The organism is Flavobacterium glycogeni, assembly GCF_048286775.1.
Lineage (GTDB): Bacteria > Bacteroidota > Bacteroidia > Flavobacteriales > Flavobacteriaceae > Flavobacterium.
Map to the genome: position 1 here is coordinate 188,372 of NZ_JBLVPV010000001.1, position 23,801 is coordinate 212,172.

The following is a 23,801-nucleotide window of genomic DNA, read 5'->3' on the forward strand; positions in this document are numbered from 1 at the left end:
CTATTCGTATTTTAAATAGTGTAAAACATCAATTTTAGTTACTTGGTACGCTTTTGCCAGAACGATTGTTAATGTCAAAAACAATAAAGACACAAAAGCGATAGCAAAAGGCAGTACTGGAATATCGATATGAAAAGCAAAATTTTCCAGCCATTTTTGCAATAATAGATATGCAGGAAATATACCTATCACAAATCCAATCAAACAGAAGATTACATATTGTTTGGACAATTCTTTGAGCAAAATATTAGTTTCCGCGCCTAGCGTTTTTCGGATGGCGATTTCCCGTAATCTTCGTTCCATTGAGTAAGAGGCCAAAGCAAACAACCCGAAAATGGCAATGAGAATCACTATTCCATTTAATAAGGAAAATAAATTTCTCTGGTCTTCGTACTTTTGATAGGTCCTGGCAAAGTTTTTATTCACAAAATTATATTCAAAAGGATACTCTGAATCTACTTTTGCTGACCAAAACTTCTCAAGATCAGCAATAGTTTGAGACATATTTTTTGGCGAAAGTTTTACAGATATATTACGCATATCCTTTTGTATCCATTCCTGTACTTTGATGTGAAAGAAAATCATAGGTCCAATTTTATTTTCAAGTCCAAAATAATTAAAGTCCTTTACAATACCAACAACTTTATATTTTCCGTTTTGCCAGGCAATCTCTTTATTCAAGGGATTTTCTTCTTGTAATGTTTTTGCAGCCGCTTCATTCAACAAAACGTTAGAAATGGTATCTGAGGCAAGTTTATCAGTTAAATTTCTTCCTTTTATTACTTGTATTCCCAAAAGATCCAACATTCCAAAATCAATACCCATTTGTTGCGTTATAACTTCTTTATTTTTTTTATAATGCAAACCAGCCCATGAATTCTCATTGCTTCCGATAGAAAATGATCCTGCAGAAACATCCTCAACTCCTTTAATTTTTTGAACCTCTTGTTTTATTATTTTATATCTTTCAAATTGACCTTTTCCTTTTTTGGCTTTAAAAGAAATTTCTAATACTTGCGCTCCTTTAAAACCTAAATCTTTTTCTGCCATAAAATTAACTTGCTGATATACTATAAATGAACCGACAATAAAAAAGGTAGCAATAGCAAATTGTAAAACCAGCATTCCGTTACGCAACCATACACCACTTTTGCTTCTTGAAAAATTTCCTTTTAGAACTTTCAGTACTTCAAAATTTGAAATATAAACTGCAGGAAGAACTCCCGAAACGAAAATTACAAGGATAAAAATCAAAACTAATTGTAGGTAAAACTGAGTTCCGATAAGCACAAGACTTTTATTTAAAAATTGATTGTAATATGGCAACGAAAGTTCAACAATTACCAATGCAAATAAGACTGAAAAAAGAGTAATTAATACAGTTTCAAACACAAATTGAGCAACGATCTGAGATTTTGTAGCTCCTACAACCTTTCTCACACCCACTTCTTTTGCACGTTTTATAGCATTTGCCGTAGCCAGGTTAATGTAATTTACAATCGACAATAGTAAAATAAGTATCGATAAACCCATTAATATGCGCAAAAACAGTAGATTACCAGTTCCTTCCGGAAAAGGATAATTTCCTTGATGAAGCCTCGATCCATCAAGCGGGAGTAAACCCGCTTTAACAGGTTCTCCATACATTTTTATAAATGTTTCCAAAGATAAACCTTCGTCTTTTGCTTGTTTTTTATAGTTTTTCTCAATGAAAATTTCATCTAAATTTTTAATAACAGCAGTTGTATCACTTTGTTTTTTTAATTTCAGCATTAATCCGTAACTAAAACCCCAGCTTTCTTTATTTTTTTCTAAGCCTTCCTCAATTATGGTTGTAATTGCCGCAGGCATTACCGAAGATTTTTCAGACAATTGATATACGCCGCGAACTACAAATATTTTATCAGCATATTTTATTTGTTTTCCTATCGGATTTTCATCTTTAAACAAACGTAACGCCGTTTCTTCAGAAAATGCAATGCTGTTACGGTCATGAAGGGCACTTTTTCGGTTACCCTGCACAAATTCAAAAGGAAAAAAAGAAAAGAAATTACTTTGTGCCGAAAAAATCTTATCGACTACTTCTATCTTACCATTATATTCTATAATTTCCTTACTATATTCGGTTTTGAAATAGCAATAATCATCTAAATACGAAGTGGTTGCTTTTAAAATCGGAGCAGGTACTGCTGAGCTTACAGCCCAGATATTTCCGCCTCCAAGATCATTCATAACAGCGTATATTTTATCTTTTTCAGGATTCCATTGATCATAGGAATGTTCTTCATTCCAATACAGAATGGCAAAAATCACCCCTGCAATCCCAATACTTAATCCTAAGGCATTAAGGAAAGAAAACAATTTGTTTTGCTTTAAATGATAAATAAATATTTTTATCCAGTTGAGTATCATAGTTTTTATTTTTTCAAAAGTTTTTCAATTTTATCAATCATTTCTTTTGCGTTAGCATTTTCAGTATTTAATTCGACCGATTTTTGATACATCTTAATGGCGTCTTCTTTTTTACCATATTTCAGTAATGCCTCGCCATAGCTATCATACACGTTTGAACTGTTTGGAAAAAGTAATGTTGCCGAATAGAATGTTCGTAAAGCATTATCACTTTTTTGAAGACGAAGAAATTCATAACCTAATCGGTTAAAGTCTCTTTCTGTTATAGTATAGTTGGATGGATTTTTCAAATAATCGGCAATCAAACGATCACCTTTTTCTTTATTTCCGTTTTCAAGCATATTACCATAGATTCTTGCAAGATTTGGGGCAGGGATCGCATAAGGTTTATTATCAATTAATTGTAAAACTGCATTGGATGCAGCAAAAACTGAACTGCTTCCGGTATTAGACAAAAGTATCACGGTTTGATTTTTAGCAATGTTATGCATCAGAATACTGGTAAGACCGGTAATGGATCCATCGTGAAAAACTATTTTTCCGTTTCTTTCATCGGTATATATTTCCCAACCCAAACCATAGGTGACCTCTTTTTCATCCAAACGATACGTTACAATTTTTCCATCATTGAGCTTTGTAGGTGTTAAAGCTTCCTCTAATTCTTTCTTGTCCAAAAGTTGATATGTAAATAACGCATTTTGGTACTTGTTCAAATCTAAAGCTGTGCTTACAATGCCCCCATTACCATAAAAGTTACTTTTCTCATCTATTAGAAAAGCTTCTTTTAAATTTTCAACATTAACAAGGTTGGTCGAATACCAGTTAGGATAGGTGTATAATTCTACCTGATTGGATTTTTTAATCTTTCTATTTTTCGGAAGGAATGAATCTTTCATTTTGGCAGGTTTGAAAATGTTTTTTTCCAAATAATCTGCGAAACTAATTCCGGATATTTTTTCCACGATTAGTGCAGCCAGGCAGAAATTAACATTATTGTAGTCCCACTTGTTTCCGGGTGAAAATGAAAGCGGTATTTTGTCACGGATTAGTGCCGGTATAATATCCTGATTAGAAATGATTTTTTCCGGTTGTTCTTTTATTATACTGTCAAATAGATGATAGTATTGCGCCAATCCGGAAGTATTACTGAGCAGGTGTCTAATGCTGACATTTGGATACGGAAAATCTTGAAGATATTTCTGAACCGGATCATCAATTTTTAATTCCCCCTTTTGTTTAAGTTGCAGTATTGCTGTCGCAGTAAACGTTTTTGATATGGAAGCAATCGGGAACTGGGAGTTGTTATTGATTTCTTCTTTCTTTTCAATATTGGAAAACCCGAAAGAGTTAGAAAAAACTTTTTCCCCTGATTTGGAAACAACTGCACTTCCATTAAACATATTGTTTTTAAAAAGCGTTGAAAAGAAATCATTTAATTCTTGTCCAGACAGAGTATTGGTCAAGAAAATAGTTAGTACGATTAGAAAAATTCGTTTATTCATTTCGTTAATTTGTTAATTATTTTTTGATCGGTATATCGGATGACATGACGCTCAACATTGCGACTCTTGTTGGCGGTAGTTACTTTTTTTCCAAAAGTTTTTCGATCTTATCAATCATTTCTTTTGCGTTACCATTTTCAGGGTTTAGTCCAAAAGAGATTTTATAGTTCTGTTTTGACAATTCTAACTGGCCAATCGTTAAATATCCTTCCGCCAAACTGTCAAATGCATTTCCCGATTTCGGATTCTCTTTTGCATTTAATTCAAAAATTTTGATTGCGTCTTTTTCTCTTTCATTATTCATCAGAGAATAACCAATACTATTTAGTTTAATTTCAAAATTCCATTCTGGATTTTCCTTTCTAATCGCAACATATTTTTGTTCTGCTTTTGCAAAGTCGTTTTTTAAAAATTCAGTTGTTATTTCCTCATTTGCCAGTGAATACCCGTCCGATAGATTTTTATCAACTAATCCTGCTACGTGATTTATGACTTGATCTTGCACATCAAAAAATTTGTATCCATTTGATAAAAAGATAATGGTCATGTCATTTTCAACGAATTTTCTAAAACCAGTAACATTCCCTCCACTAAAACCATAAGACGGCTTTCTGTTTACGGTATAAAGTCCCCAGCCGTGAAGAAAATTATCTTTACTATTTTTGAATTCGAATGGCTTCCACATCGAATATTTCGTTTCTTTTTTCATAAGAAGGTTTTCGTCTAACCTCTCATTCCAACGAATGAATTCCTGAAGTGTGATATTCAATCCATTTCCAGAGTGAGCCCGAACTCCATCATTGATAATTGGCTTTACATATTTCTTGGTTTTACTATCAAAATCATATTTACTGACTCTGCTAGGGATTGTATCTACTGAGTTTGATGAGAAAAAGACACTTTTACCTGAAGAAGGGAATTGATTATTTAATATATACTCGTCAAATGTTAATCCCGTGATTTTTTCTACAATTTGTGTCAATAACCAATAATTGGTTTGATTGTAACGGAACCGTTTTCCCGTTTCAAAATCCATTGGTTTTTTGGATAATCTCCCTATTTTTTCTTCATCCGATAGTGTGTTTGGAATATCTTGAAACCTGACTACATCAGGTAATCCAGATGAATGGGACAATAAATTTTTAATTTTTATTTCTTGCCATTCTTTCGGAAGGTTGTCAATATATTTTGAAATCACATCCTCTAAAGATAATTTTCCCTTTTCGATAAGTTGAAATACACCAACAGTTGAAATCAATTTTGTGGTAGAATAAATTCTGAAAATACTGTTTTGATCTACTGGCGTATTTTCTTCTAATGAGGTCTTTCCATAATATCCCTCATAGATAACTTCCCCATTTTTTACAACTGCCAACGCCAAACCTGGAATCTCGTTTACATCTATTACTTCCTTAATATAATTGTCAATATTCTGTTTTGTCTCCTTCTCGGTATTTTTCATTTTTTGACAAATACATACATTTGAAAGAAAAAAGAGGAATCCAACTAAAATTGCTTTTTTCATTTTTTGATTGATGATTGATGATTGATTTTTGCCGTTTTTTGTTTCCGATGCCTAAGCTTTCGTTATTAATAATTCCATCAAGCTTAGGTCAATTACTAGAATAAGTTTGATCATGGTTTTCTCAATTTAGTTTTCTTTTACATCAGCAAAAACATTCACATTTCTTTGATTCATTTTTTCTGAAAGCACAACTCCGTCTTTCATCAAAATGGTTTTTTGAGAAAAGGATGCGTCATAATCAGAATGAGTTACCATTAATATGGTTGCACCGTTGGAATGCAAATCCGTTAGCAATTCCATTACTTCGTTTCCGTTTTTACTATCCAAATTTCCTGTAGGCTCATCGGCAAGGATAATTTTCGGATCATTAATCAAGGCTCTTGCGACTGCTACACGTTGTTGTTGTCCACCGGAAAGTTGTTGCGGATAATGTTTTAATCGGTGTGAAATCCCTAATTTATCGGCGATATCTTCAACTTTTTTCTTTCTTTCAGAAGAGGGAACCTTGTTGTAGATCAAAGGCAACTCGATATTATCATAAACTGATAACTCGTCTATAAGATTGAAATTCTGAAAAATGAAACCAATATTTTCTTTTCGGGCTTTCGACTTCTCTTTCTCCTTCAATCCAATCATTTCTTGATTTAGCAATTGATAACTACCTCCGGAGGCGCTGTCAAGCAATCCTACAATATTCAATAAGGTTGATTTTCCACTTCCCGAAGGTCCCATGATGGATACAAAATCACCTTGTTTGATAGTTAATGAAATTTCGCTCAATGCCATGGTTTCCACTTCTTCGGTTCTGAAAACTCTTGAAAGATTTTTAATTTTTATCATAATTGTTGTTTTAAATAGTATCTATTTTTCTATGTTTAATATTTCTACTGTTGTATAATCTTTATAAGATGAAGTGATTACTTGTTCATCTGCTTTCAATCCGCCTAGCACTTCATAATACAACGGGTTTTCTCTCCCCAGCTTGATTGTTCTTCTTTCAGCCTTATTTCCGTTCACAACAAAAATCCATTTCCCATTGGTTTCTTCATAAAAACTTCCTTTTGAAAGCACTAAGGTCTTAGTTTTTTCAGAGAGATTTAATTTCACGCCAAAACTCAATCCTTGTTTCAAATCCAGCTTTTCGGAGGAAACAAAATCCAATTCTACTTGAAACCTTCCGCTTTTGATTTCCGGAATTACTTTGGTTATTTGAACTGCAATGGCTTTGTTCTCAAAATCTACGGTTCCTTTTTGTCGCTCTGCAATTTTATCCAAATAAAACTCATCTACATCGGCTACCAATTTATAACCTTTCATTACATCGATAGTTCCTAAACTTACGCCTTGCGTATATGTTTTTCCCAAGATAGGTTCAAAGGATGAAAGTCTGCCTGAAAGTGGTGCGGTGATCAAAAAATTCTTTTTATTATTTCTTAAAATGGACAAACTTTTATCCATGATGGCAATAGATTGGTTAAGTTGCCCAATCTGAATTTGATTTGCCAGTTTTTCTTTTTTTACACTTTGCTTGATGATATTCATACGTTCCTTTTGAAAACGATAATTCTCATTCGTCTTTTCCCATTCGTTTTTAGAAAGTATTTCTTGTTCAAAAAGTTTCTTGTTCAAATCATATAGATTTTTAGCATCTAAATAATCGTGTTCTATTGCAATCAAGTCTTTTTCTAAATTCAATTCTTGGTTTCTCAAATCGAGTTTGGCTTTGTTCAGATTATTAACTTGCTCAATAATCGCTGTTTCTTGCTGCATGTACGCCAGCTCTGCATTAGGATTGTACAATCTCGCCAACGGTTGCCCTTTGATAACCATATCGCCATTTTCGACAAATATTTCCTGAACCGCTCCGCCTTCTATGATGTTAATCAGCATTGAATTTAAAGGAACAGCTTTAGCCTGAAAAGACATAAAATCTTCAAAAAAATTATTTTCAACAGTCTTAATCGTGATTTCGGCTCTCTTTATGGTAAGGCTTCTTTTTTTAGTTGCCGAAGTAAAGACAAAATACCCAAAGAGTAAGATAATTGGTAATGCGATTAAAAGATACTTATTTTTGTTAGTTTTACGTGCAATTATGGTGTCCATTGTTGATGATTTGTTAACCATAAAGGGATTTTTATGCCAAAAATTTAAATAGTGTAACAGCCTTATTTTTAAGTTTTTATTTTTAATGAAATTTACAAGGTGTCCATTATCGAACACCTTTTGTCCGAAACCGAACATACATGAAATCGCTATGATTCCAAATTATAATCTAAAAAAGAAGAATAGCGATACCATGTTCCAATAAAAAAGCAAATATTAGCTCCGCATGAAAAAAACCAACGCCTCTATTTTAGTCATAGACGACCAAGAAGACATTCTTTTTGCTTCCAAAATGCTCCTTAAAAAGCATTTTGAAAACATTTATACGCTCAATAATCCGAAAAATGTAGTTGAATTATTGGCAAAAAATACCATCGATGTGGTTTTGCTCGACATGAATTACAGAATAGGATTTGAAGACGGCAAAGAGGGTTTGTATTTATTAAGAGAAATAAAAACGCTTTCGCCAAAAACTGTTGTTATTTTGATGACTGCTTTTGGTAAGGTAGAAACGGCTGTGGAAGGCTTAAAAGCGGGGGCTTTTGATTATATTTTAAAACCTTGGGAAAACGAAAAATTGCTCAGCGTTGTAAAACATGCTGTTGATAAAAGTCGGAAAGAACAAAAGAAAGTAAATAATATCGGGATTGTAGACGAATTCTTTGTTGGTACTTCAGACGTTATAAAAAAGGCGTATTCACTGGCTGATAAAGTCGCAAAAACGGATGCCAATGTCTTGATCCTTGGCGAGAACGGAACTGGTAAATTTGTTTTATCTCATCATATCTTTAGCCAATCGGAGCGAAAAAACAGTCCTTTTATTCACGTTGATTTGGGTTCTTTGAATTCCAATATTTTTGAAAGTGAATTATTTGGCTATGCCAAAGGCGCTTTTACAGATGCCAAAGTCGATACTCCCGGACGTTTTGAAATGGCCCAAAACGGCACTATTTTTTTGGATGAAATTGGAAATGTGCCTTTGCATTTACAGTCAAAACTCTTGCAGGTTATCCAAACCAAAACGGTAACCCGATTGGGAGAATCGAAAGCAAAACCTTTGAATGTTCGCATTATCACGGCCACCAACTTGAATTTGAAGCAGGAAGTTACCGATAAAAACTTCAGGGAAGATTTGTATTATCGCATCAATACCATGGAAATCGTGTTGCCTCCATTACGGGAACGAAATGAAGATAAAATCCCCTTGGCAAACTATCTTTTGCAAAAAATGATGGCTAAATACGGAAGAGACGAAATCACTTTTAACGAAAAAGCATTGGAGCAAATCGGGAAACACGCTTGGAACGGTAACATCCGGGAAATGGAAAACCGAATAGAACGTGCCGTAATTCTTTGCGAGAACAATCACATTACCGTTTCGGATTTGGATTTGGAGCAAATAACGACATACGAGGAAAACCAAGATGATATTCAGCTGTTTGCTGTCGAAAAAACAGCCATCGAAAAAATCCTGTCCAAGAATAACAATAACATCAGCAAAACCGCTGAGGAATTGGGTTTGTCAAGAGCTTCATTATACCGACGTTTGGAGAAATACAACATCAATACCAACTAATATGTTTAAATCCTTGAAAACCTACCAACTCCTTTTTCTTCGATTGATTATTATTCTTTCCGGTGCAGGAATTTCCATTTTCCTTTTTCAAAAAGGATTGGTTTTTACGGCTGTATTTGGTTTCCTAATCATTTTTCTACTCGTTGTTGAAATGTATTTTTATGTTAAAAATGCATTTTTGCTTTATGACAGAACAATAACTTCGATTTTGCAAAATGATTTCACCTCGGATTTTTCCAAGCATAAATCGTATCAAAACTATTCCAATTTATTTAAGTTGTATGAAACGCTGAAAAATAAAGAAAACGAGCAGGTTTCAAAAGATATTGTGTACCGTTCTATTTTAAATAATATTGAAACGGGAATTATTATCCTGCAAAAAGAAGGAAATGATTGGAATATCTTTTTGATGAATGATTATTTCTCCAAACATTTTGATGTACCAAAAGTTTCTAAATGGAATTATCTGAAAAATCAGTTGCCTTCCTTATGTAAAGTCATTGAGGATCAGGATTTTCAGGAAGTTAAAACATCATTAGAAATCCGTGTTAACCAGCAAGACACTCAAACCTTTGTAATGCAGACTTCGAGAAGCGAAATTTACAATCGGGATTATTTTATCGTTTTATTGGAATCAATTCAAAATGTAATCGAGAAAAAAGAGAAAGAAGCTTGGGTCAATCTGATGAAGGTGATCTCTCATGAACTTTTAAATTCGATTACTCCTATCCGGTCACTTTCCCAGAATCTACAGGATTTGGTGCAACAGGAAACCATTTCGTCCGAAGATTTGGAGGATATGAAAAGCAGTGTTGCCACGATGTTGAGGCGAAGCGACCATTTGCAGCAATTTGTAGAAAGTTACCGAAAACTGGCCATGTTGCCTTCTCCAAAAAAAGAAAAAATAGAATTGTTGAAATTCATTGAAACCTGTTTGCAAATCATGTCGCCCATGTTCAAAAAAGAACAAATAGAAGTTATAAACACAATCACTTTCGATCGCTGGCTAAATATTGACCCGCAACAAATGGAACAGGTATTAATTAATCTTTTGACGAATTGCATTTATGCTTTGAAAGATACTGTAAAGAAACAGATTGTTATTTCGGCGGAAGTCAAAGAAAAGAGAACTTTTATCACGATTACCGATAATGGGAAAGGCATCGAAGAAGAAATAGAAAACAAAATATTCCTGCCGTTTTTTACCACCCGAAAAGAAGGCGCCGGAATTGGATTGACCTTGTCCAAAAGCATTGTGGAAGCACATGGCGGTTATCTGGCGTATAGAAATGATGATGGGAAAACCACTTTTGTGATTTGTCTGGTTGATAATTAAAAGCGCTATAAAACATAAGGCATAAAAAAACTCTATTATTTATAATCGAGTTTTTTGTGATGCAAACGAGACTATTTATAAACCATTTTATACAAGATTCGAAGAAACCAGCTTTAAAACGATTTCTTTGAAATTGTATTTACAGCTACATAATGAATAAGAATAGAGTTTGCCTTTTGCAACAGCAGCATCATTTTTCTTTTTTGTGTTTTTTCCCTTTTAAAATTTTCCCTTCCTTGGTAAATTCCAGATCAATATCGTTTGTTAAATCCACATCGAGATCTTTGTGTCCATAATCAATGTGCGTGATTTTTTCATTCGGATAATTTTTTGCCACGTAACCTTTGACCGACGCGGGAATAAATGTGGTTGGTATGGGTTTGTCGCCACCATCTACTTCGCGATAGGATCCGTCTTTCCAAAATTCTACTTCGGTACCATCTTTAAGCTTCACTTCGTAGCCTTTTTCACCGTGTTCCGCATCTTTCTTGGCGATATTAACGGATGTATGACTAAAATGTTTTTGCAGGAATTCCTGTGCTGCTTTTGGCAATTCTGTGGTTTCTATTTTCTTTTGAGCGTTGGCCGATAGTACAAAACCTAGTAATAATAGGACAAAAGTGATTTTTCTTTTCATGGTTTGCATATTTAAGTTATCGTATAGCTAATTTACGATATGTAAAAACGCATTCATATCAATTTAAGAAACCTTTAGTTTTTAAAATATTTTTTTTGGATACTTATATCTACAACACTATCAGAAATAAATAAACTCCATTATTTCCAATCGAGTTTATCTTGTGGTCCTTACAAACCTGTTTACGAACCATTTTTCGCAAAATTTCAAGAAACTTTTAATAAAATAGCGCTGAGATATCCTTTCTATTTCAATTTGAAAAAAGTAGTTTTGTGCCGCTAATAATTTGTCTTAAAGTTATGCAACTGCCACAAGCGGCAAAACGCTGAAAAATGTAAATTTCTCAGGTTAAATTATATAGAAGTAATGAAAGTCCAGGTCAAACGCATTAAAATAAGTTGAAGTTTAAACCACATAGAAACATAGTGTTTATTCCTGCAAAAATAAATTTTGACGATGATAAGAGTTCACTATAGAAAAAAAAGCATTGGCTTTTTTTCTATGTCACCTAAATTTCGATTGTTTGGAACCCATTTAAATCAAAAATTAAACTAATTTCTATGTTTCTATGTGGTTCAATTTTTAATGCGTTTGACCTGATGAAAGTCATAATCACTACTTTACTATTAAGCCCAGCATCAATTGTATCGGCTAAGTTTTTTCTTATAGAGAGAAGTCAAGATCAAGTTAAATAAAGAGGAAGTGAAAAAAGTGAAAAAAGCGGAAAATGAAGAAGTAAGCTGGACTTTTTGTCCCGAATGTCAGGGACGCGGCAAAAAAAGTAGAGGGCTTAGCGATAAAGCGCGACGCCACTGCCAGATGGCATTAGAGCAATTTAAAAACACGAAAAGTAAAGGGACGGCTCCAGTTCCTCCTAAAGGCCACCTTCACTCCTGCTTGAAATGTTCCGGATCCGGGCTGCTTCGTTCTGCCAGTCCTCCTGTAGCTGATAAAGAAAACTACCCACACGTTGCTATTATTGGCGGTGGTATAGGCGGAGTGGCTCTAGCTGTGGCTTGTTTACACCGCGGAATCCCTTTTACCCTTTATGAACGTGATACTGACTTCAATGCTAGATCTCAGGGCTATGGACTCACTCTACAGCAAGCTAGTAAAGCGATCGAGGGATTGGGCATTTTCTCATTGGAAGAAGGAGTGATTTCAACAAGACATTTAGTGCATACTACAGCAGGAAAAGTGATCGGTGAATGGGGAATCAGAAAGTGGATACAGTCAGATGCGAAAACGTCTTCGAAACGTTCAAATGTGCATATCGCACGACAATCTTTGCGCTTAGCGCTACTGGAGCAACTCGGCGGACATGATGCGGTACAGTGGGGACACCAGTTAGTCCATTTTGCGGCATGTGAGAATGAAGGTGTTGATTTAAGCTTTCAAGTAAACGGGGAAATCAAGAATGCCAAAGCGGATCTCGTGGTTGGAGCCGATGGTATTCGTAGTGCCGTGCGGAGGTTGCTGATTGGTGAAGATATCACCCCTTTACGTTACCTAGGTTGTATTGTGATATTGGGTATTTGTCCTTTGAGCGCTCTAGAAGGTCTTAATAATTCTTTACTGGACTCGGCAACTGTATTTCAAACCGCCAATGGCAATGAGCGGATCTACATAATGCCTTATACTTCAGACTCGGTGATGTGGCAACTTAGCTTCCCAATGTCAGAAAAAGAGGCTAAGGCGTTGAGTGCTCAAGGACCTCAAGCACTCAAGGAAGAAGCGTGTCGTAGAACTCAATGGCACGATCCTATTCCTCAAATTTTAGCGGCGACCCTAGAAGCGCAGATTTCAGGCTATCCCGTGTATGACCGAGAATTACTCGAATCAGAATTGTTGGAGAAAGAGGGTCAAGTGACTCTGATTGGAGATGCGGCTCACCCAATGAGTCCCTTTAAAGGACAGGGTGCAAATCAAGCGCTGCTGGATGCGCTCACGCTGGCTCGGGGGATCTCAAGAGGATGCAGGGCTGCATCTCAATGGAGAAAAACTGGAATTAGGGAAAGTGTATTAACTGAGTTTGAATCAGAAATGTTAGAACGCTCTGCTACCAAAGTGAAAGATTCAGCAGAAGCCGCACAGTTCTTACATTCCGAAATTGTGCTTCATGAGGGTGATGAGCCGAGAGGACGGTGTCTAAAGAAAAAAGACGCATAAACAGAACTTAAATAGATAGTTACGTTTATTGTCTAACTTACCCAATAAAACATTTCAGAATACAATAACTCATTCAAATAAAATAGTAAATTTTAAGAGACATGTTTTTACTAGTAAATCTTAAAATTCAAATCTCCCTATTTTTTTCTCATACTCTCTTTGACTTTCTCTCTATGTAACTCTCCCCAATTACTGAGTTCACGTATTACACTTTTTAAGGTTCGGCTATAATCAGTTGCTTCATATATAATACTAACAGGGGTTGTTGGATATACAGTACGCTTAATGAAATCATTCAACTCTAAATCTTTGAGTTCTTTTGCTAAAATTTTTGGTGATATTCCATCAATCTCTTTTTTTATTTCATTAAAACGTTTCGGAGATTGAATAAGACTAAGAATTAAAGCGATCTTCCATTTTCCATTTAAAACATAGAGCGCATCTATAATGTTCCTAAGAGATCCTGCACATTCGTCCTTTGTTGGAAGTTCTTGTTCTTCAATTGTTTTCATGGAAGTAAAGATACAAACTTTCCCAAAAGTAACTGGTTTCCTTTAGGAAACTGCTATCTTTTGCATACTCCACAGCTGTAACTTTGCCTTAAATAAAACCTGTAAATCTAATTATTTTCAACTACTCAATTATTAGGTTATAGAAAAGTAAACTTTAAAATCATATTAGTTATGAAACACATTCTTCATTTAATGTCTAGCATTCAACCCAGAGAATCATATAGCATTCAGCTGGGTAAGGCAATTATCGAAAAAATTCAAGAAAAATATCCCAATAGTACACTTGAAGAATTAAGTCTGGTTGATCTCGACATGCCGCATCTTAATCCGGAATTACTTCGCAAACTTTTTACTCCTGCTGATCATCTCAGTGAAGAAGAAAAAGAATCGATTGCATTTTCTAATATTTTATTGGAACAATTACTAGCAGCAGATATAATTGTTATTGGTACCCCACTCTACAACTTTACCATCCATTCAGCATTAAAAACATGGATTGATTATATTACAAGACCTGGAATAACTTTTGGATATGGTGAAGATGGGCGGCCTATTGGTTTGGTTACTGGAAAAAAGGTGTACGTTGCAATGGCCTCAGGCGGTGTATACTCAGAAGGTCCTGGTCAAGTTAACGACTTTGTTGTTCCTTATTTACAGGCTTTTCTAGGATTCTTGGGAATGACAGATCTTACGGCATTTAGAGCAGAAGGATTAAAGGTACCAGGATTAAAAGAAGATGCTATGAATAAAGCGATTAATAGCATAATGATTGATTAAATTATTATAAACTTTCTAAATATAGAAAACCTTCAGAATCATATAATTTTGGAGGTTTGTTATTTCTTGGTGGTCCTTAAGAGCCTATTAACGAACCATTTTACGCAAGATTAAAAAAAAAAAACTAACCAGATCGCGCGGATATAGCTTCGAGTTCGATAGCGCGGATTTGCAATCCATGCCTGCAACAATAAGCCATAAAGTTAACACACAAAAAAATCTACAAGAAAATAATTCCTGTAGATTTTTATAAAATTAAATTACTAATCTTTGTGGGCACGGTTTGCACATCCGCACTATCAAGATTTGAAGTGAGGTTTAATAAATGATTCAGGCTTGGGCTTAAATCTTTAAAATAAATATTTTATAGTTGGAATTTTTTATATAAAGGTTTAGTACATTTAATACTAGCAAATGCAATCATTATTCTAATAAGATTAAATAATTTAATGCAGATCAATAGCACCAAACAGAAAAAATAATCCCGTAATGATATCTTTTTATGCAGCGAATTGTATTTTTTTCAAAAGACGATTTAGCGTCTTATCCTATGATGAATAATATTAATGAATACCTTGAAAATGACAATTATAAAAAGTCTTCCCAAACAATCAATTATATACTTGAACTTCATCACATATGTGAATATATTGATAATGGGTTTTTACACCAATCCTGGAATGATGCAAAAATTCAACAATATAAAGCACTAGTAAAAGATTTTAAAAGAGATATTAATCTCTATTATAATACATTATCGCCTCAGCAGATTGTAGACTTTTACGACGATATTGATTTTAATTACAGTGAATCATTCTGGCTGCTGATTAATAGATTTAAAATATATAAAAAAATTCAATCAGATATTCTAAAGCAGTTATTTAAAAAGGATAGATTTAATATAGACGATATTCTTTATTGTAGCAATGTAGTGCTGTTTTTTGAAGCAGAAATTAGGGATTACCTGTTATCAGCAGAAGATACTGCAGAAAATCTTTTGAATTATTATGAAGCAGTCCATGATCGTGAGCGAAAAGAAAAATTTTTCCCTAAATCGTTCACAATAATAGATAAGGAAAACGTAATTAACAGATATCTTGACAGCAGTAATGTAAATCTTAATTACATCAGGCTCATAGAAAAAAATAAAGATACTGAATCTGTAAAAATAAGCGATAAAACCAGGCTGAAAGCAAAACGACTGTCTAAAAAGCTAAATGATGAATTTTTAGAAAGCGAAAATGTAACCGTGGTTAGAAGAGGGGTATGTCTTTCGAAAGATCAGGAGGAAGTCGTGAAGGTAATTGTTCAGGATGGACGGCAGATTACTTCATACAGTGAAAAGAGATTATTACAAAAGACTGATAAAATAACATTATTCAAAAATTTCAAAACAGTATTTGGCTTAATTGATTTTAAGGGATGCATTGATTTGGTTTCAAAATCTGGGCAGATAGATACGCTTGAAAAGATTTTAATGAGATCTAAAAATGAGTTTTTAATATCTGCATATTTTTATGATAAAAGTTTAATTAGCAGGCTAAAATTTGAAGCCTATAAAATATTTTTAGAAGCAATCGATTTAAAGTCCGAAGATCTTTTACAGTATTATGTTAATGACTACATCAACAATAAATATAAGGCAGCAAGTTTCAGATTATATATTCCTACTCTGTCAGGAACAACACTGGAAAAGATTCGTTTACTGGTGCCTGAATTTGAATCTTTAATAGAACAGTATAAGCTATTTGTTCAGGACGGAAGTATTGACTTTGAGCTTCTGCAGGTAACTACTAAAACATCTGGATTTGAAAAGATCCCGTCCCTGATTAAAAAAAAATATGTGTATCCAAAAGGAGATGAATATTTAAGTCTTAGTTATAATTTTTTTACTAAAACAAGTTTTTTATTTGATTACAAAAAATACGGTAAAAAGTACCGGTGTTTCTATCAGATTATAGTTTCAGAAAATATTACTTTAGATGATTTCGAAGATCATCAGCGAAAACATCTTCAGAGATTCATTGATGCTCAGTATCTTAAAATTGACCAAAACAACTTTATAAAACCGGTAAGTGAAAATTTCTTTATTGTCATTGGAATTTTACATACTCATGACGTTTTAAATTATTGGTATTTTCCTGTAAATATCAGAAGTGAAATTGATAAGATGGAACAGCAGCAAATTATCAGCTTTTCCGGCGCTTTGTTTTCTAAAGCTGAACAGGATTATTTTAATTTCTATCTTAACAACAGGTTTTCAAACGGCCTCTGGTTAAGAAATAAATATGTGCATGCGACTAACAGCCATGATGGAGAAGAGCAGAAAAATGACTATGATATATTGCTGAAATTACTTGTGCTGCTAGTTTTGAAAATTGAAGAAGATTTAAATATTTCTGCAAATCGATTCTAAAAAGAAGACAGCCGATTAATTTTTAAAAGGGAGAATTATTTCTTTATAAGAGTTCGTCTAAAATTACTTCAGTTTTATTACAGTACTTATAAACCAGATAGTTATGGAGTATCTTGGAGTTCGATAGCGCATGATCTGTAATCCGTTCCCGCAACAATAGGCCATAAAGTTAACACATAAAAAAAGCTACAAGAAGCGAAAAAAAGAACATCAGGATGTATGTACAGATTTCAAAGTACTTTTTAAACATTAACAGCGATTTGATTAATAACAGGTGTATATAAATCAACAGCAGTTTCATCAGTTTCTATATTTATAATAAGACTGTACCTAACTTTTTGATTAAATTTATTTTGTCTTTTGAGATTTTTGTACCATCCATTTCGTGGAAATACGGCCAAGCAATTTCTTTCTGACATTTCTCTTCCCGATAAAGTAATAAAGTCTTTTCTAATTGACCCTTTAGAACTTGAATTGCCAATTGACCAGCTTACCCCCGTCCTTTTAACTTTGTTATCCTTTGTCTCATTTTCTGGCTTCGAAATTCGACTAGTAAAAGTTGAAATATCTTCGTTTCGATTAATAAGCTCAAAGTCTAATTGATGAGAATGATATTGGTAGTGATTTGAAAATTTTCTAGAACCCGCATTAGGTTCTATATAGTACGACAATGTAACTTTCAATGTTACATCTTGAGCTTCAAGGCTTTCTAAAGCTTCTGCTGGCCAAGGTAGAGTGAAGAGGTGAAATTTATCATATGCTCCATTTGAGCCACTTTTTTTATATGGCTTAATAGTTCGTTCCGCAATTAAAGTTAAACTATTATTGGCGCTAAAAATTGCTTTTTCTAAACTTGGGACACCGTAACCGACAGTCCTTAATAACCTTCTATATTTTTGGGGTTTTGTTAAATATTTAAGATCTTCCGAATCTAGCATGGCTTTAGTCCAATTTGCAGAATGAATTATTAAAGCTCTTACAGTTTCTGGCCATAAATCTGGATATTGTGATCTAATCTCTGCAGCCATTTTAGATGCTATACCAGCAGCGCCACTTGTTTGTCCGAAATTAGTAAAAATATTATTTCTATAGTCAGAATAATCTTTATGTAAAGAAATGACATCTAAATTCTCATGTTGCTGAGTATATGTGCCGTCAGTGGCTAAATTTCCACCTTCGAAAACAACATCCGGTTTGTTTGGCCAATGAGATTCAAATTCTAGAGAAGTGGAATTACTAGGAGCCATAGTCCCTGAATTAACAAGAGGTCCTAATCCATTTAAAACATCGTTTAACTTATCTTTTCTTGTATAGGTACCAATAGTAATTGCATTGTAGGCTTGTGCTGGATCTTGAACTGCTTCTTGCCAATTTAAAAGAGGGAAATCATTATGATTGTTGATTCCAATGTTTCCACCACTGATAATAAATAATTGCGGATCATCATTTTTTCCAAAACAAATTTCATCTATTGCTCCTGAAGCTGAAGAAGGTCTACCTTTGAATAAATTTTTACGTGTCACAGTCAAGCAAAATATTCTTAAGTTATTTGGCTTGTAAATTACAGGTGTGCTTGTAGCGCTTTTAAATATATCACCATCCAATTCTGGATCATTAGAAGATGCGTGGTGATAGACTTTATATGACTCCAATCCATAGTTAATAGAAATTCGATGTGATGTACCTAGTAACTCGCTTAAATCACCATATAAAACTAAGCCTGCCACTCCAGTCCCATGTCCATCAGATGGATGGGAATCTTGGACTCCCCATGATTCGTTATATGTATATAAATTTTCGGAAGGTAGAAACTGGTTTATTAATGGGTGTAAATTGTTTACGCCACTATCTAAAAGACAAACGACAACACTGTTATCATCATTCTTGAAATCGATTCTATCAAGGAGATCTTGTAGATATTCTTGTTTTGTACTTAATGTAATATCTGAATGTAATATCTGAATGTAAAATAAAATCTGCTATCTGAGACGGACTTCGAAGTTCGGCTAAGTTTCCAATCAAAAGAAGTGCTTTAGAAAGTTGACCAGACGTTCCTTTAACCAATTTAATTAAATGATCTGTAAGGTCTAAAGTTGCATTACCAATTATGCATTCAACCAATTCTAAATTAGTCAAAGCTTCAGATAAATGATTTGGATTGTCGGTTTTTCTAAACCAAACCTCCCACCAAATACTTTCATTTTCGTTCGGAAAAGGTATTTCAGGTGAATCAACCCAAAAAGCTTTTAACGTGGCAACTTCAATATCACTTATATTATTAAGTAAGTTGTGGTTATTTCTTACTCCCGTATCTAATTTTTCGCCTGTTATTTTATCTTTTTTGAAGCGCGTCCCGTTTAAATAGGATTTTATTTTCCTAATAAAACTTGCAATGGCCTTTTCGTTGACTAAAACTACTAATATGTACCTATATTCTTCGGATTCGTATTGAATTCTAGTTTCCTTTTTTATATTTAATAAGTGGAAACCACTTGTGTCGAAGCTATCAAAGGATAATTCATAGCCCCATTCAGAAGTGAATTCGACATATACAATTTCTTCAGATATTAGAGTTAAGTCTACAGTCTGATTAAAATTATCAAGAGTGTCTTTTATCTCATTTACTTTATTTAATAAATAATTGCCATGCGAAGACCATTCTCTAATTAAGGGGATTGATTTACTTGTTATTACAACAGTTCTAGGATAAGTATATTGAAGATTTTCAAAATGACCTGAGAATTTAATATGTGGTTTAACGGCCATTTACTACATTACGTTTAATTAAATTCTCCTCTAAAATTGATAAATCCAATTTTTCATTATTTGAAAGAATCATATCTTTTATAGTATCCTCACAAGATTTTACAATCTCAGAATAGCTTAGACCTATAGCAATATTTGAAAGATTCTTATATGAGACTTCATTTGAGAAGGAAAAATTTCCAATCATTTTTTTTATAGTATCAATGATGTGTTTCTCGTCGGGTAGAGGATATTTTACAATTTCATCGAACCTTCTGAAAAGTGCAATATCCAAAGATTCTGGTAAATTAGTAGCAGCAATAATTATACTATTACTTTTATCTTTCTCTATATTGATTAGAAAAGAATTCAAAACTCGCTTTATTTCTCCAACATCTTGTCCCTGATTTCTGTGTGATCCAATAGAGTCAAACTCATCAAATAAGTAAACTGCTCTATGATCAGCCATGGCGTCAAAAATTAACCGTAGTTTAGCAATAGATTCGCCTAAGAATTTAGACATAAGACCATCTAATCTAATAATATAAACAGCAAGTCCTAATTCGCCAGCAATTGCTTGTGCAGTCATGGTTTTTCCAGTACCAGGAGCTCCTGTTAAAAGCAATTTTCTTTTTGGTTCTAAATTATGAGATTGAAGAAGTTTCCACTTTTCCTGCTCTCTTATTAATTTTTTAAGTGAGATTTCAATGCTTGGATCTAAAATCATGTCCGCAAGTTTGATTTTAGGTTGAAAAACCTCTATCAATTCCTGTAATTCTCTTTTGGGTAAATTTAAACTAACAGCTTTCTGATTAACAACATCTAAAGATCTTTCTTTTTTAGCACTATCTATAAGTTTTTTTAAATCAAGAGCAAATGTAGTATGCCCTTTTCTAGCCTCAGTGGCAGCAATTTGTAAAGCCGTTGAGAAAAAACGATTTTCGTCACTGTCTCCAAACGATTTTATTAACAATTTTATTTGATCTGCTGCTGCCATTTTCTTAAATATATTTGCGCGAATATAATTGAAATTCTATGATATAATTCAGTTAAAAAGTAAAAGCTATATTATTTTTTAAGAAGAAGCTTTTCCAAATACTCGACTTTGTCCTTCTCTGCTTGAACCAAACGTTCGTATAATTCAACCACTTTGTCAAGTGGATTGAATGTACAATTATGATTTACTGTTGGTCCACCATGAATAACAGCTCCTTCATAATTATTTTGAATGTTATTTAGTACAGTTTCGTCACTATAATTCTTAATTGCCTCAGCAGATACTCCCAAAACTTCAGCAATAGCTATTAGTTTTTCATCGTCAACTATTTCACTTCCTTCAATATTAGAAACAGATTGCTGGCTCACACCAATTGCAATAGCCAATGCTTCCTGTTTCATACCTCTAAGCTCTCTAATTCGGCTGATATTTCTGCCAATATGTTTTGGTTTTGTTGCTGTATTCATAACTCAAAGGTATTTAAAATTCTTTTAAAAAAAAGGCTTTGGTAAAAAACAAGTTCGCGTTTGTGAGATACAATTTCGAATAGTTCGGTACGGTACAATCTATTGCTTACTTGCTGTGTATTAAACAAAAATACAATTTTTCGGACAAGTATCAACTAAAAAATTAAAATTATGAAAACTTCAAAAAAACTTTCATTTCCAAAACTCGAAAACGAATTTTTAGAAAATATCCTGAGACAATTGGTCAATCAGCATACTATCATTCAGATGTTTTTTACTAAACAGCCCTCTCCCCTGTTCTCGCATCTTATTATCCATATCGAAAAAAATATAGATGCGGAACAGCTGCAACAGAATAAATGGGTAAAAAAAGTTAGAAAACACTATCAGATCGATGTCTATTTCATCTATTCTGCAAAGCTTCATCATCGATTTTCTTTAGGGCATCCATTTATTGAATTATACTGTCAGCCTTCGGCTCTTATCTACCAAAATTCAGCCGCTGTAAATCCGCTGATTATTACAAGGGATTGGAAGAAATACAAAAAGAAGTTTAATGCGTTTGAAGAGCGTTTTTATAACGATCACGACCTTCATAAGGTACAAGTCCATAATCTCATTTCAGAAAATTCTTCAAACAGTGTTTTTACATCGTATGCAAGATTGATTGAATATGATCTGGAATATTTAGAAGAATTGTATTTAGCAAATACGTTTAATTCGCTGTCTTTAGAGGAAAGGATCAATAATATGATCGGATACCTTCCTGAGATTCAAAAATACTTCGTGAGAAACAGCCACAGCAAATATTATCTTACTGATCTGTTTATTAAAGCAAAAGAAGCAACAGACGATGATGATGCAATATATAAAAATGAAATGTATGAGGCAGTTGGAATTGCCGAACAAAGTCTCTACCGTCTTATCGAAGAACGGTTTGACGAATTAAAGAAGCGGATAAAAAAAGGATTATTTGAAAAGCAGGAAGTTGCATGTCAAATTGATGAAAAACCTAAAGATATAATTCTTGACGTTGCCATCGAAACCATAGTAAAGGCGGTTGAAGTCGAACAGATCTACTTATATCATCAAATTACGTACGGTGAAAAAATGACCTATTATCTGATGCTTATAGCTATCGGTACGGGCAATGAAAAATTAAGATTAATAACCCAATCCCTGCAAAGTAAAACAGGCGGGAAATATGATTTTGTCTTGATTAGCCACAACCGCAGCTGGATACAAAAGAACCTTTATCAGAGTCAGAGTTTCTTTGCTGCCATTATACAAGACAAATACCTAATATATTCATCCAGCCAATACCACCCGGAATTTCATTGGGAGGTTCCTCACAATCCCTACCACGCTGATCTTTATTTTTATTATAAGTCTGCCAAGAATAGTGCTTTGCAGTTTTTTGCGATAGCCACTAATACTAAAGAAAACTGCCAAGGTTTAGATTACCTTTTCTCATTATTTTTTCTGTCTTTTTGCAGGACATATATTTTTATAAAAACGTACTACCTGCCAAATTATCTGTCAAGTCACGCATTGTGGGAACTGTGCATCTACGCAGATGCCGACATCCGAAAATACAATTATATGATAGAACAGTTCTGGACGGATTTCTTTCCGTATTTAGACAAACACATGACCCTTCATCAAAGGTTATCAACGCTCAAAAAAAGTGAGGTTGATCAGATGATTGTTATTGTTGAGAAACTGGTATATGAATTATACAATTTGGTCATTGAAGGTGGATTATTAAATTTTGAAGAAGATGAAAAAGAAGAATGAACGTTGGCGTAATGGATTAAAAATCAAAAACCACCTTTATACTTTCAGCCCTTTTTGAATTACACCAGCGAATTAAAGAGTATAAAAAAGATAAAATTAAATAACATAATTGAGAATCTTGAACGTCATTTTATCATACACAAAATTGCGTTATGGATAATGCCTAGATAAAGCATGGATAAAGCGTAGATAGTGTATGAAAAAGTAATGACAATTATAAAAGACAAAAACTTTTTACAATAATAGAAATGCTAAATAAAAAATAGAAGCATAAAAAAAACTCCTTAATTTCTTAAGGAGTTTCTTGGTGGGCGATGAGGGATTAGAACTTAATCTCTAATGCGCTGATATATAATAAAATATATTAGTCTAAAACATTGGGGTCTCGATTTTGCTCCTTCTAACAGATACAAATATCACTAAATCTTATAATGTAAATTTACTAATTAATAAGGGATTGACCAAACCTATATACAATAAATTCATACTAAATAATGAACTAGTTATTAAACAGGTTGAGAATGCTAGGAAATAATATTTCCCTTTTTTGATTTATTTGCTTTATCCAAAAATTAGCGGTTCTACTTGTTCAATTTTCAAACCTGCATACTGGCAGAATTCCTCAATGGTTACTAATTCATTTTCAAGCTTATTCAGGCTCTTTCTGATTGCTTGTAACATTCTAGTGCTTTGTCTGTAACTCTTGCCTGTGATGCGTTCAATGTCTTTTGGATAGATACATATTCTCTTAATTTGCATTTTCATACTCTATCTATATCTTTGAGTAGGCTATGTTATACTTCTGATAGCTTATACTACTCTTTTTAAAA

At 33.6% G+C, this 23,801-nt stretch carries 18 protein-coding genes; 6 read left to right on the top strand and 12 right to left on the bottom strand.

Translation table 11 applies throughout. The annotated features are described in order from the left end of the window. The 5 genes from ACNQGX_RS00845 to ACNQGX_RS00865 all read right to left on the bottom strand — a co-directional run bounded on the left by ACNQGX_RS00845 (window position 1) and on the right by ACNQGX_RS00865 (window position 7,563). Window positions 1-2,412, bottom strand: a complete 2,412-nt coding sequence (locus ACNQGX_RS00845) for an ABC transporter permease (RefSeq protein WP_417973155.1) — start codon at window positions 2,410-2,412, stop codon at window positions 1-3. A gap of 5 nt (window positions 2,413-2,417) precedes the next feature. Further along, window positions 2,418-3,914, bottom strand: coding sequence for a serine hydrolase (locus ACNQGX_RS00850; protein WP_417973157.1), 1,497 nt, complete (start codon window positions 3,912-3,914; stop codon window positions 2,418-2,420). A 79-nt stretch (window positions 3,915-3,993) separates the two neighbouring features. Next, a complete protein-coding gene (locus ACNQGX_RS00855; protein WP_417973158.1) occupies window positions 3,994-5,376 on the bottom strand; it encodes a serine hydrolase in 1,383 nt (460 codons plus the stop codon). A gap of 189 nt (window positions 5,377-5,565) precedes the next feature. Then, on the bottom strand, window positions 5,566-6,279 hold the full coding sequence (locus ACNQGX_RS00860) for an ABC transporter ATP-binding protein (protein ID WP_417973160.1): 714 nt from the start codon (window positions 6,277-6,279) through the stop codon (window positions 5,566-5,568). 21 nt (window positions 6,280-6,300) lie between these two features. Next, complete coding sequence (locus ACNQGX_RS00865) at window positions 6,301-7,563, bottom strand: efflux RND transporter periplasmic adaptor subunit (protein WP_417973162.1); 1,263 nt, start codon at window positions 7,561-7,563, stop codon at window positions 6,301-6,303. A gap of 205 nt (window positions 7,564-7,768) precedes the next feature. Here ACNQGX_RS00865 and ACNQGX_RS00870 point away from each other — a divergent pair, with 205 nt between their 5' ends. Both ACNQGX_RS00870 and ACNQGX_RS00875 read left to right on the top strand, forming a co-directional pair. Next, complete coding sequence (locus tag ACNQGX_RS00870; RefSeq protein WP_417973164.1) at window positions 7,769-9,118, top strand: sigma-54-dependent transcriptional regulator; 1,350 nt, start codon at window positions 7,769-7,771, stop codon at window positions 9,116-9,118. Between the two features lies 1 nt (window position 9,119). Beyond that, window positions 9,120-10,454 (top strand): sensor histidine kinase, encoded by a 1,335-nt coding sequence (locus ACNQGX_RS00875; RefSeq protein ID WP_417973166.1) that lies wholly within the window; start codon window positions 9,120-9,122, stop codon window positions 10,452-10,454. Between the two features lie 190 nt (window positions 10,455-10,644). Here ACNQGX_RS00875 and ACNQGX_RS00880 read toward each other — a convergent pair whose 3' ends face one another. Further along, window positions 10,645-11,091: a PepSY-like domain-containing protein gene (locus ACNQGX_RS00880; protein WP_417973168.1), complete on the bottom strand. Its 447-nt coding sequence runs from the start codon at window positions 11,089-11,091 to the stop codon at window positions 10,645-10,647. Window positions 11,092-11,802: 711 nt separating this feature from the next. On the opposite strand from ACNQGX_RS00880, the gene ACNQGX_RS00885 reads away from it, so the two are divergent. Next, on the top strand, window positions 11,803-13,260 hold the full coding sequence (locus ACNQGX_RS00885) for an FAD-dependent oxidoreductase (RefSeq protein WP_417973383.1): 1,458 nt from the start codon (window positions 11,803-11,805) through the stop codon (window positions 13,258-13,260). A 137-nt stretch (window positions 13,261-13,397) separates the two neighbouring features. On the opposite strand, the gene ACNQGX_RS00890 is transcribed toward ACNQGX_RS00885, so the two are convergent. Then, window positions 13,398-13,772 (bottom strand): winged helix-turn-helix transcriptional regulator, encoded by a 375-nt coding sequence (locus tag ACNQGX_RS00890; RefSeq protein WP_417973170.1) that lies wholly within the window; start codon window positions 13,770-13,772, stop codon window positions 13,398-13,400. A gap of 171 nt (window positions 13,773-13,943) precedes the next feature. On the opposite strand from ACNQGX_RS00890, the gene ACNQGX_RS00895 reads away from it, so the two are divergent. Both ACNQGX_RS00895 and ACNQGX_RS00900 read left to right on the top strand, forming a co-directional pair. Then, window positions 13,944-14,549, top strand: a complete 606-nt coding sequence (locus tag ACNQGX_RS00895) for an FMN-dependent NADH-azoreductase (protein WP_417973171.1) — start codon at window positions 13,944-13,946, stop codon at window positions 14,547-14,549. A gap of 502 nt (window positions 14,550-15,051) precedes the next feature. Next, on the top strand, window positions 15,052-16,965 hold the full coding sequence (locus ACNQGX_RS00900; RefSeq protein ID WP_417973173.1) for a transcriptional regulator: 1,914 nt from the start codon (window positions 15,052-15,054) through the stop codon (window positions 16,963-16,965). 242 nt (window positions 16,966-17,207) lie between these two features. Here ACNQGX_RS00900 and ACNQGX_RS00905 read toward each other — a convergent pair whose 3' ends face one another. The 4 genes from ACNQGX_RS00905 to ACNQGX_RS00920 all read right to left on the bottom strand — a co-directional run bounded on the left by ACNQGX_RS00905 (window position 17,208) and on the right by ACNQGX_RS00920 (window position 21,174). Continuing rightward, window positions 17,208-18,941, bottom strand: a complete 1,734-nt coding sequence (locus ACNQGX_RS00905) for a S8 family peptidase (protein WP_417973385.1) — start codon at window positions 18,939-18,941, stop codon at window positions 17,208-17,210. Next, window positions 18,865-19,731: a hypothetical protein gene (locus ACNQGX_RS00910; RefSeq protein WP_417973175.1), complete on the bottom strand. Its 867-nt coding sequence runs from the start codon at window positions 19,729-19,731 to the stop codon at window positions 18,865-18,867. The genes ACNQGX_RS00905 and ACNQGX_RS00910 overlap by 77 nt, the downstream gene beginning before the upstream one ends. After that, window positions 19,721-20,707, bottom strand: a complete 987-nt coding sequence (locus ACNQGX_RS00915; RefSeq protein WP_417973176.1) for an AAA family ATPase — start codon at window positions 20,705-20,707, stop codon at window positions 19,721-19,723. Before ACNQGX_RS00915 ends, ACNQGX_RS00910 begins: the two co-directional genes overlap by 11 nt. A 71-nt stretch (window positions 20,708-20,778) precedes the next feature. Further along, window positions 20,779-21,174 (bottom strand): helix-turn-helix domain-containing protein, encoded by a 396-nt coding sequence (locus ACNQGX_RS00920; RefSeq protein ID WP_417973177.1) that lies wholly within the window; start codon window positions 21,172-21,174, stop codon window positions 20,779-20,781. A gap of 171 nt (window positions 21,175-21,345) precedes the next feature. Between ACNQGX_RS00920 and ACNQGX_RS00925 the strand changes: the two genes are divergently transcribed. Beyond that, the gene (locus ACNQGX_RS00925) at window positions 21,346-22,971 is read left to right on the top strand and encodes a hypothetical protein (RefSeq protein WP_417973179.1); all 1,626 of its coding nucleotides are present in this window, start codon (window positions 21,346-21,348) and stop codon (window positions 22,969-22,971) included. Between the two features lie 561 nt (window positions 22,972-23,532). On the opposite strand, the gene ACNQGX_RS00930 is transcribed toward ACNQGX_RS00925, so the two are convergent. Continuing rightward, a complete protein-coding gene (locus ACNQGX_RS00930; RefSeq protein ID WP_417973181.1) occupies window positions 23,533-23,736 on the bottom strand; it encodes a hypothetical protein in 204 nt (67 codons plus the stop codon). Window positions 23,737-23,801: the final 65 nt, after the last annotated feature.

Coding starts and splice junctions, on each gene's coding strand:
- ACNQGX_RS00845 (WP_417973155.1), bottom strand. CDS start 2,412: ATGATACTCAACTGGATAAAAATATTTATTTATCATTTAAAGCAAAAC.
- ACNQGX_RS00865 (WP_417973162.1), bottom strand. CDS start 7,563: ATGGTTAACAAATCATCAACAATGGACACCATAATTGCACGTAAAACT.
- ACNQGX_RS00875 (WP_417973166.1), top strand. CDS start 9,120: ATGTTTAAATCCTTGAAAACCTACCAACTCCTTTTTCTTCGATTGATT.
- ACNQGX_RS00920 (WP_417973177.1), bottom strand. CDS start 21,174: ATGAATACAGCAACAAAACCAAAACATATTGGCAGAAATATCAGCCGA.
- ACNQGX_RS00890 (WP_417973170.1), bottom strand. CDS start 13,772: ATGAAAACAATTGAAGAACAAGAACTTCCAACAAAGGACGAATGTGCA.
- ACNQGX_RS00900 (WP_417973173.1), top strand. CDS start 15,052: ATGCAGCGAATTGTATTTTTTTCAAAAGACGATTTAGCGTCTTATCCT.
- ACNQGX_RS00930 (WP_417973181.1), bottom strand. CDS start 23,736: ATGAAAATGCAAATTAAGAGAATATGTATCTATCCAAAAGACATTGAA.
- ACNQGX_RS00925 (WP_417973179.1), top strand. CDS start 21,346: ATGAAAACTTCAAAAAAACTTTCATTTCCAAAACTCGAAAACGAATTT.
- ACNQGX_RS00910 (WP_417973175.1), bottom strand. CDS start 19,731: ATGGCCGTTAAACCACATATTAAATTCTCAGGTCATTTTGAAAATCTT.
- ACNQGX_RS00850 (WP_417973157.1), bottom strand. CDS start 3,914: ATGAATAAACGAATTTTTCTAATCGTACTAACTATTTTCTTGACCAAT.
- ACNQGX_RS00870 (WP_417973164.1), top strand. CDS start 7,769: ATGAAAAAAACCAACGCCTCTATTTTAGTCATAGACGACCAAGAAGAC.
- ACNQGX_RS00860 (WP_417973160.1), bottom strand. CDS start 6,279: ATGATAAAAATTAAAAATCTTTCAAGAGTTTTCAGAACCGAAGAAGTG.
- ACNQGX_RS00855 (WP_417973158.1), bottom strand. CDS start 5,376: ATGAAAAATACCGAGAAGGAGACAAAACAGAATATTGACAATTATATT.
- ACNQGX_RS00915 (WP_417973176.1), bottom strand. CDS start 20,707: ATGGCAGCAGCAGATCAAATAAAATTGTTAATAAAATCGTTTGGAGAC.
- ACNQGX_RS00880 (WP_417973168.1), bottom strand. CDS start 11,091: ATGAAAAGAAAAATCACTTTTGTCCTATTATTACTAGGTTTTGTACTA.
- ACNQGX_RS00895 (WP_417973171.1), top strand. CDS start 13,944: ATGAAACACATTCTTCATTTAATGTCTAGCATTCAACCCAGAGAATCA.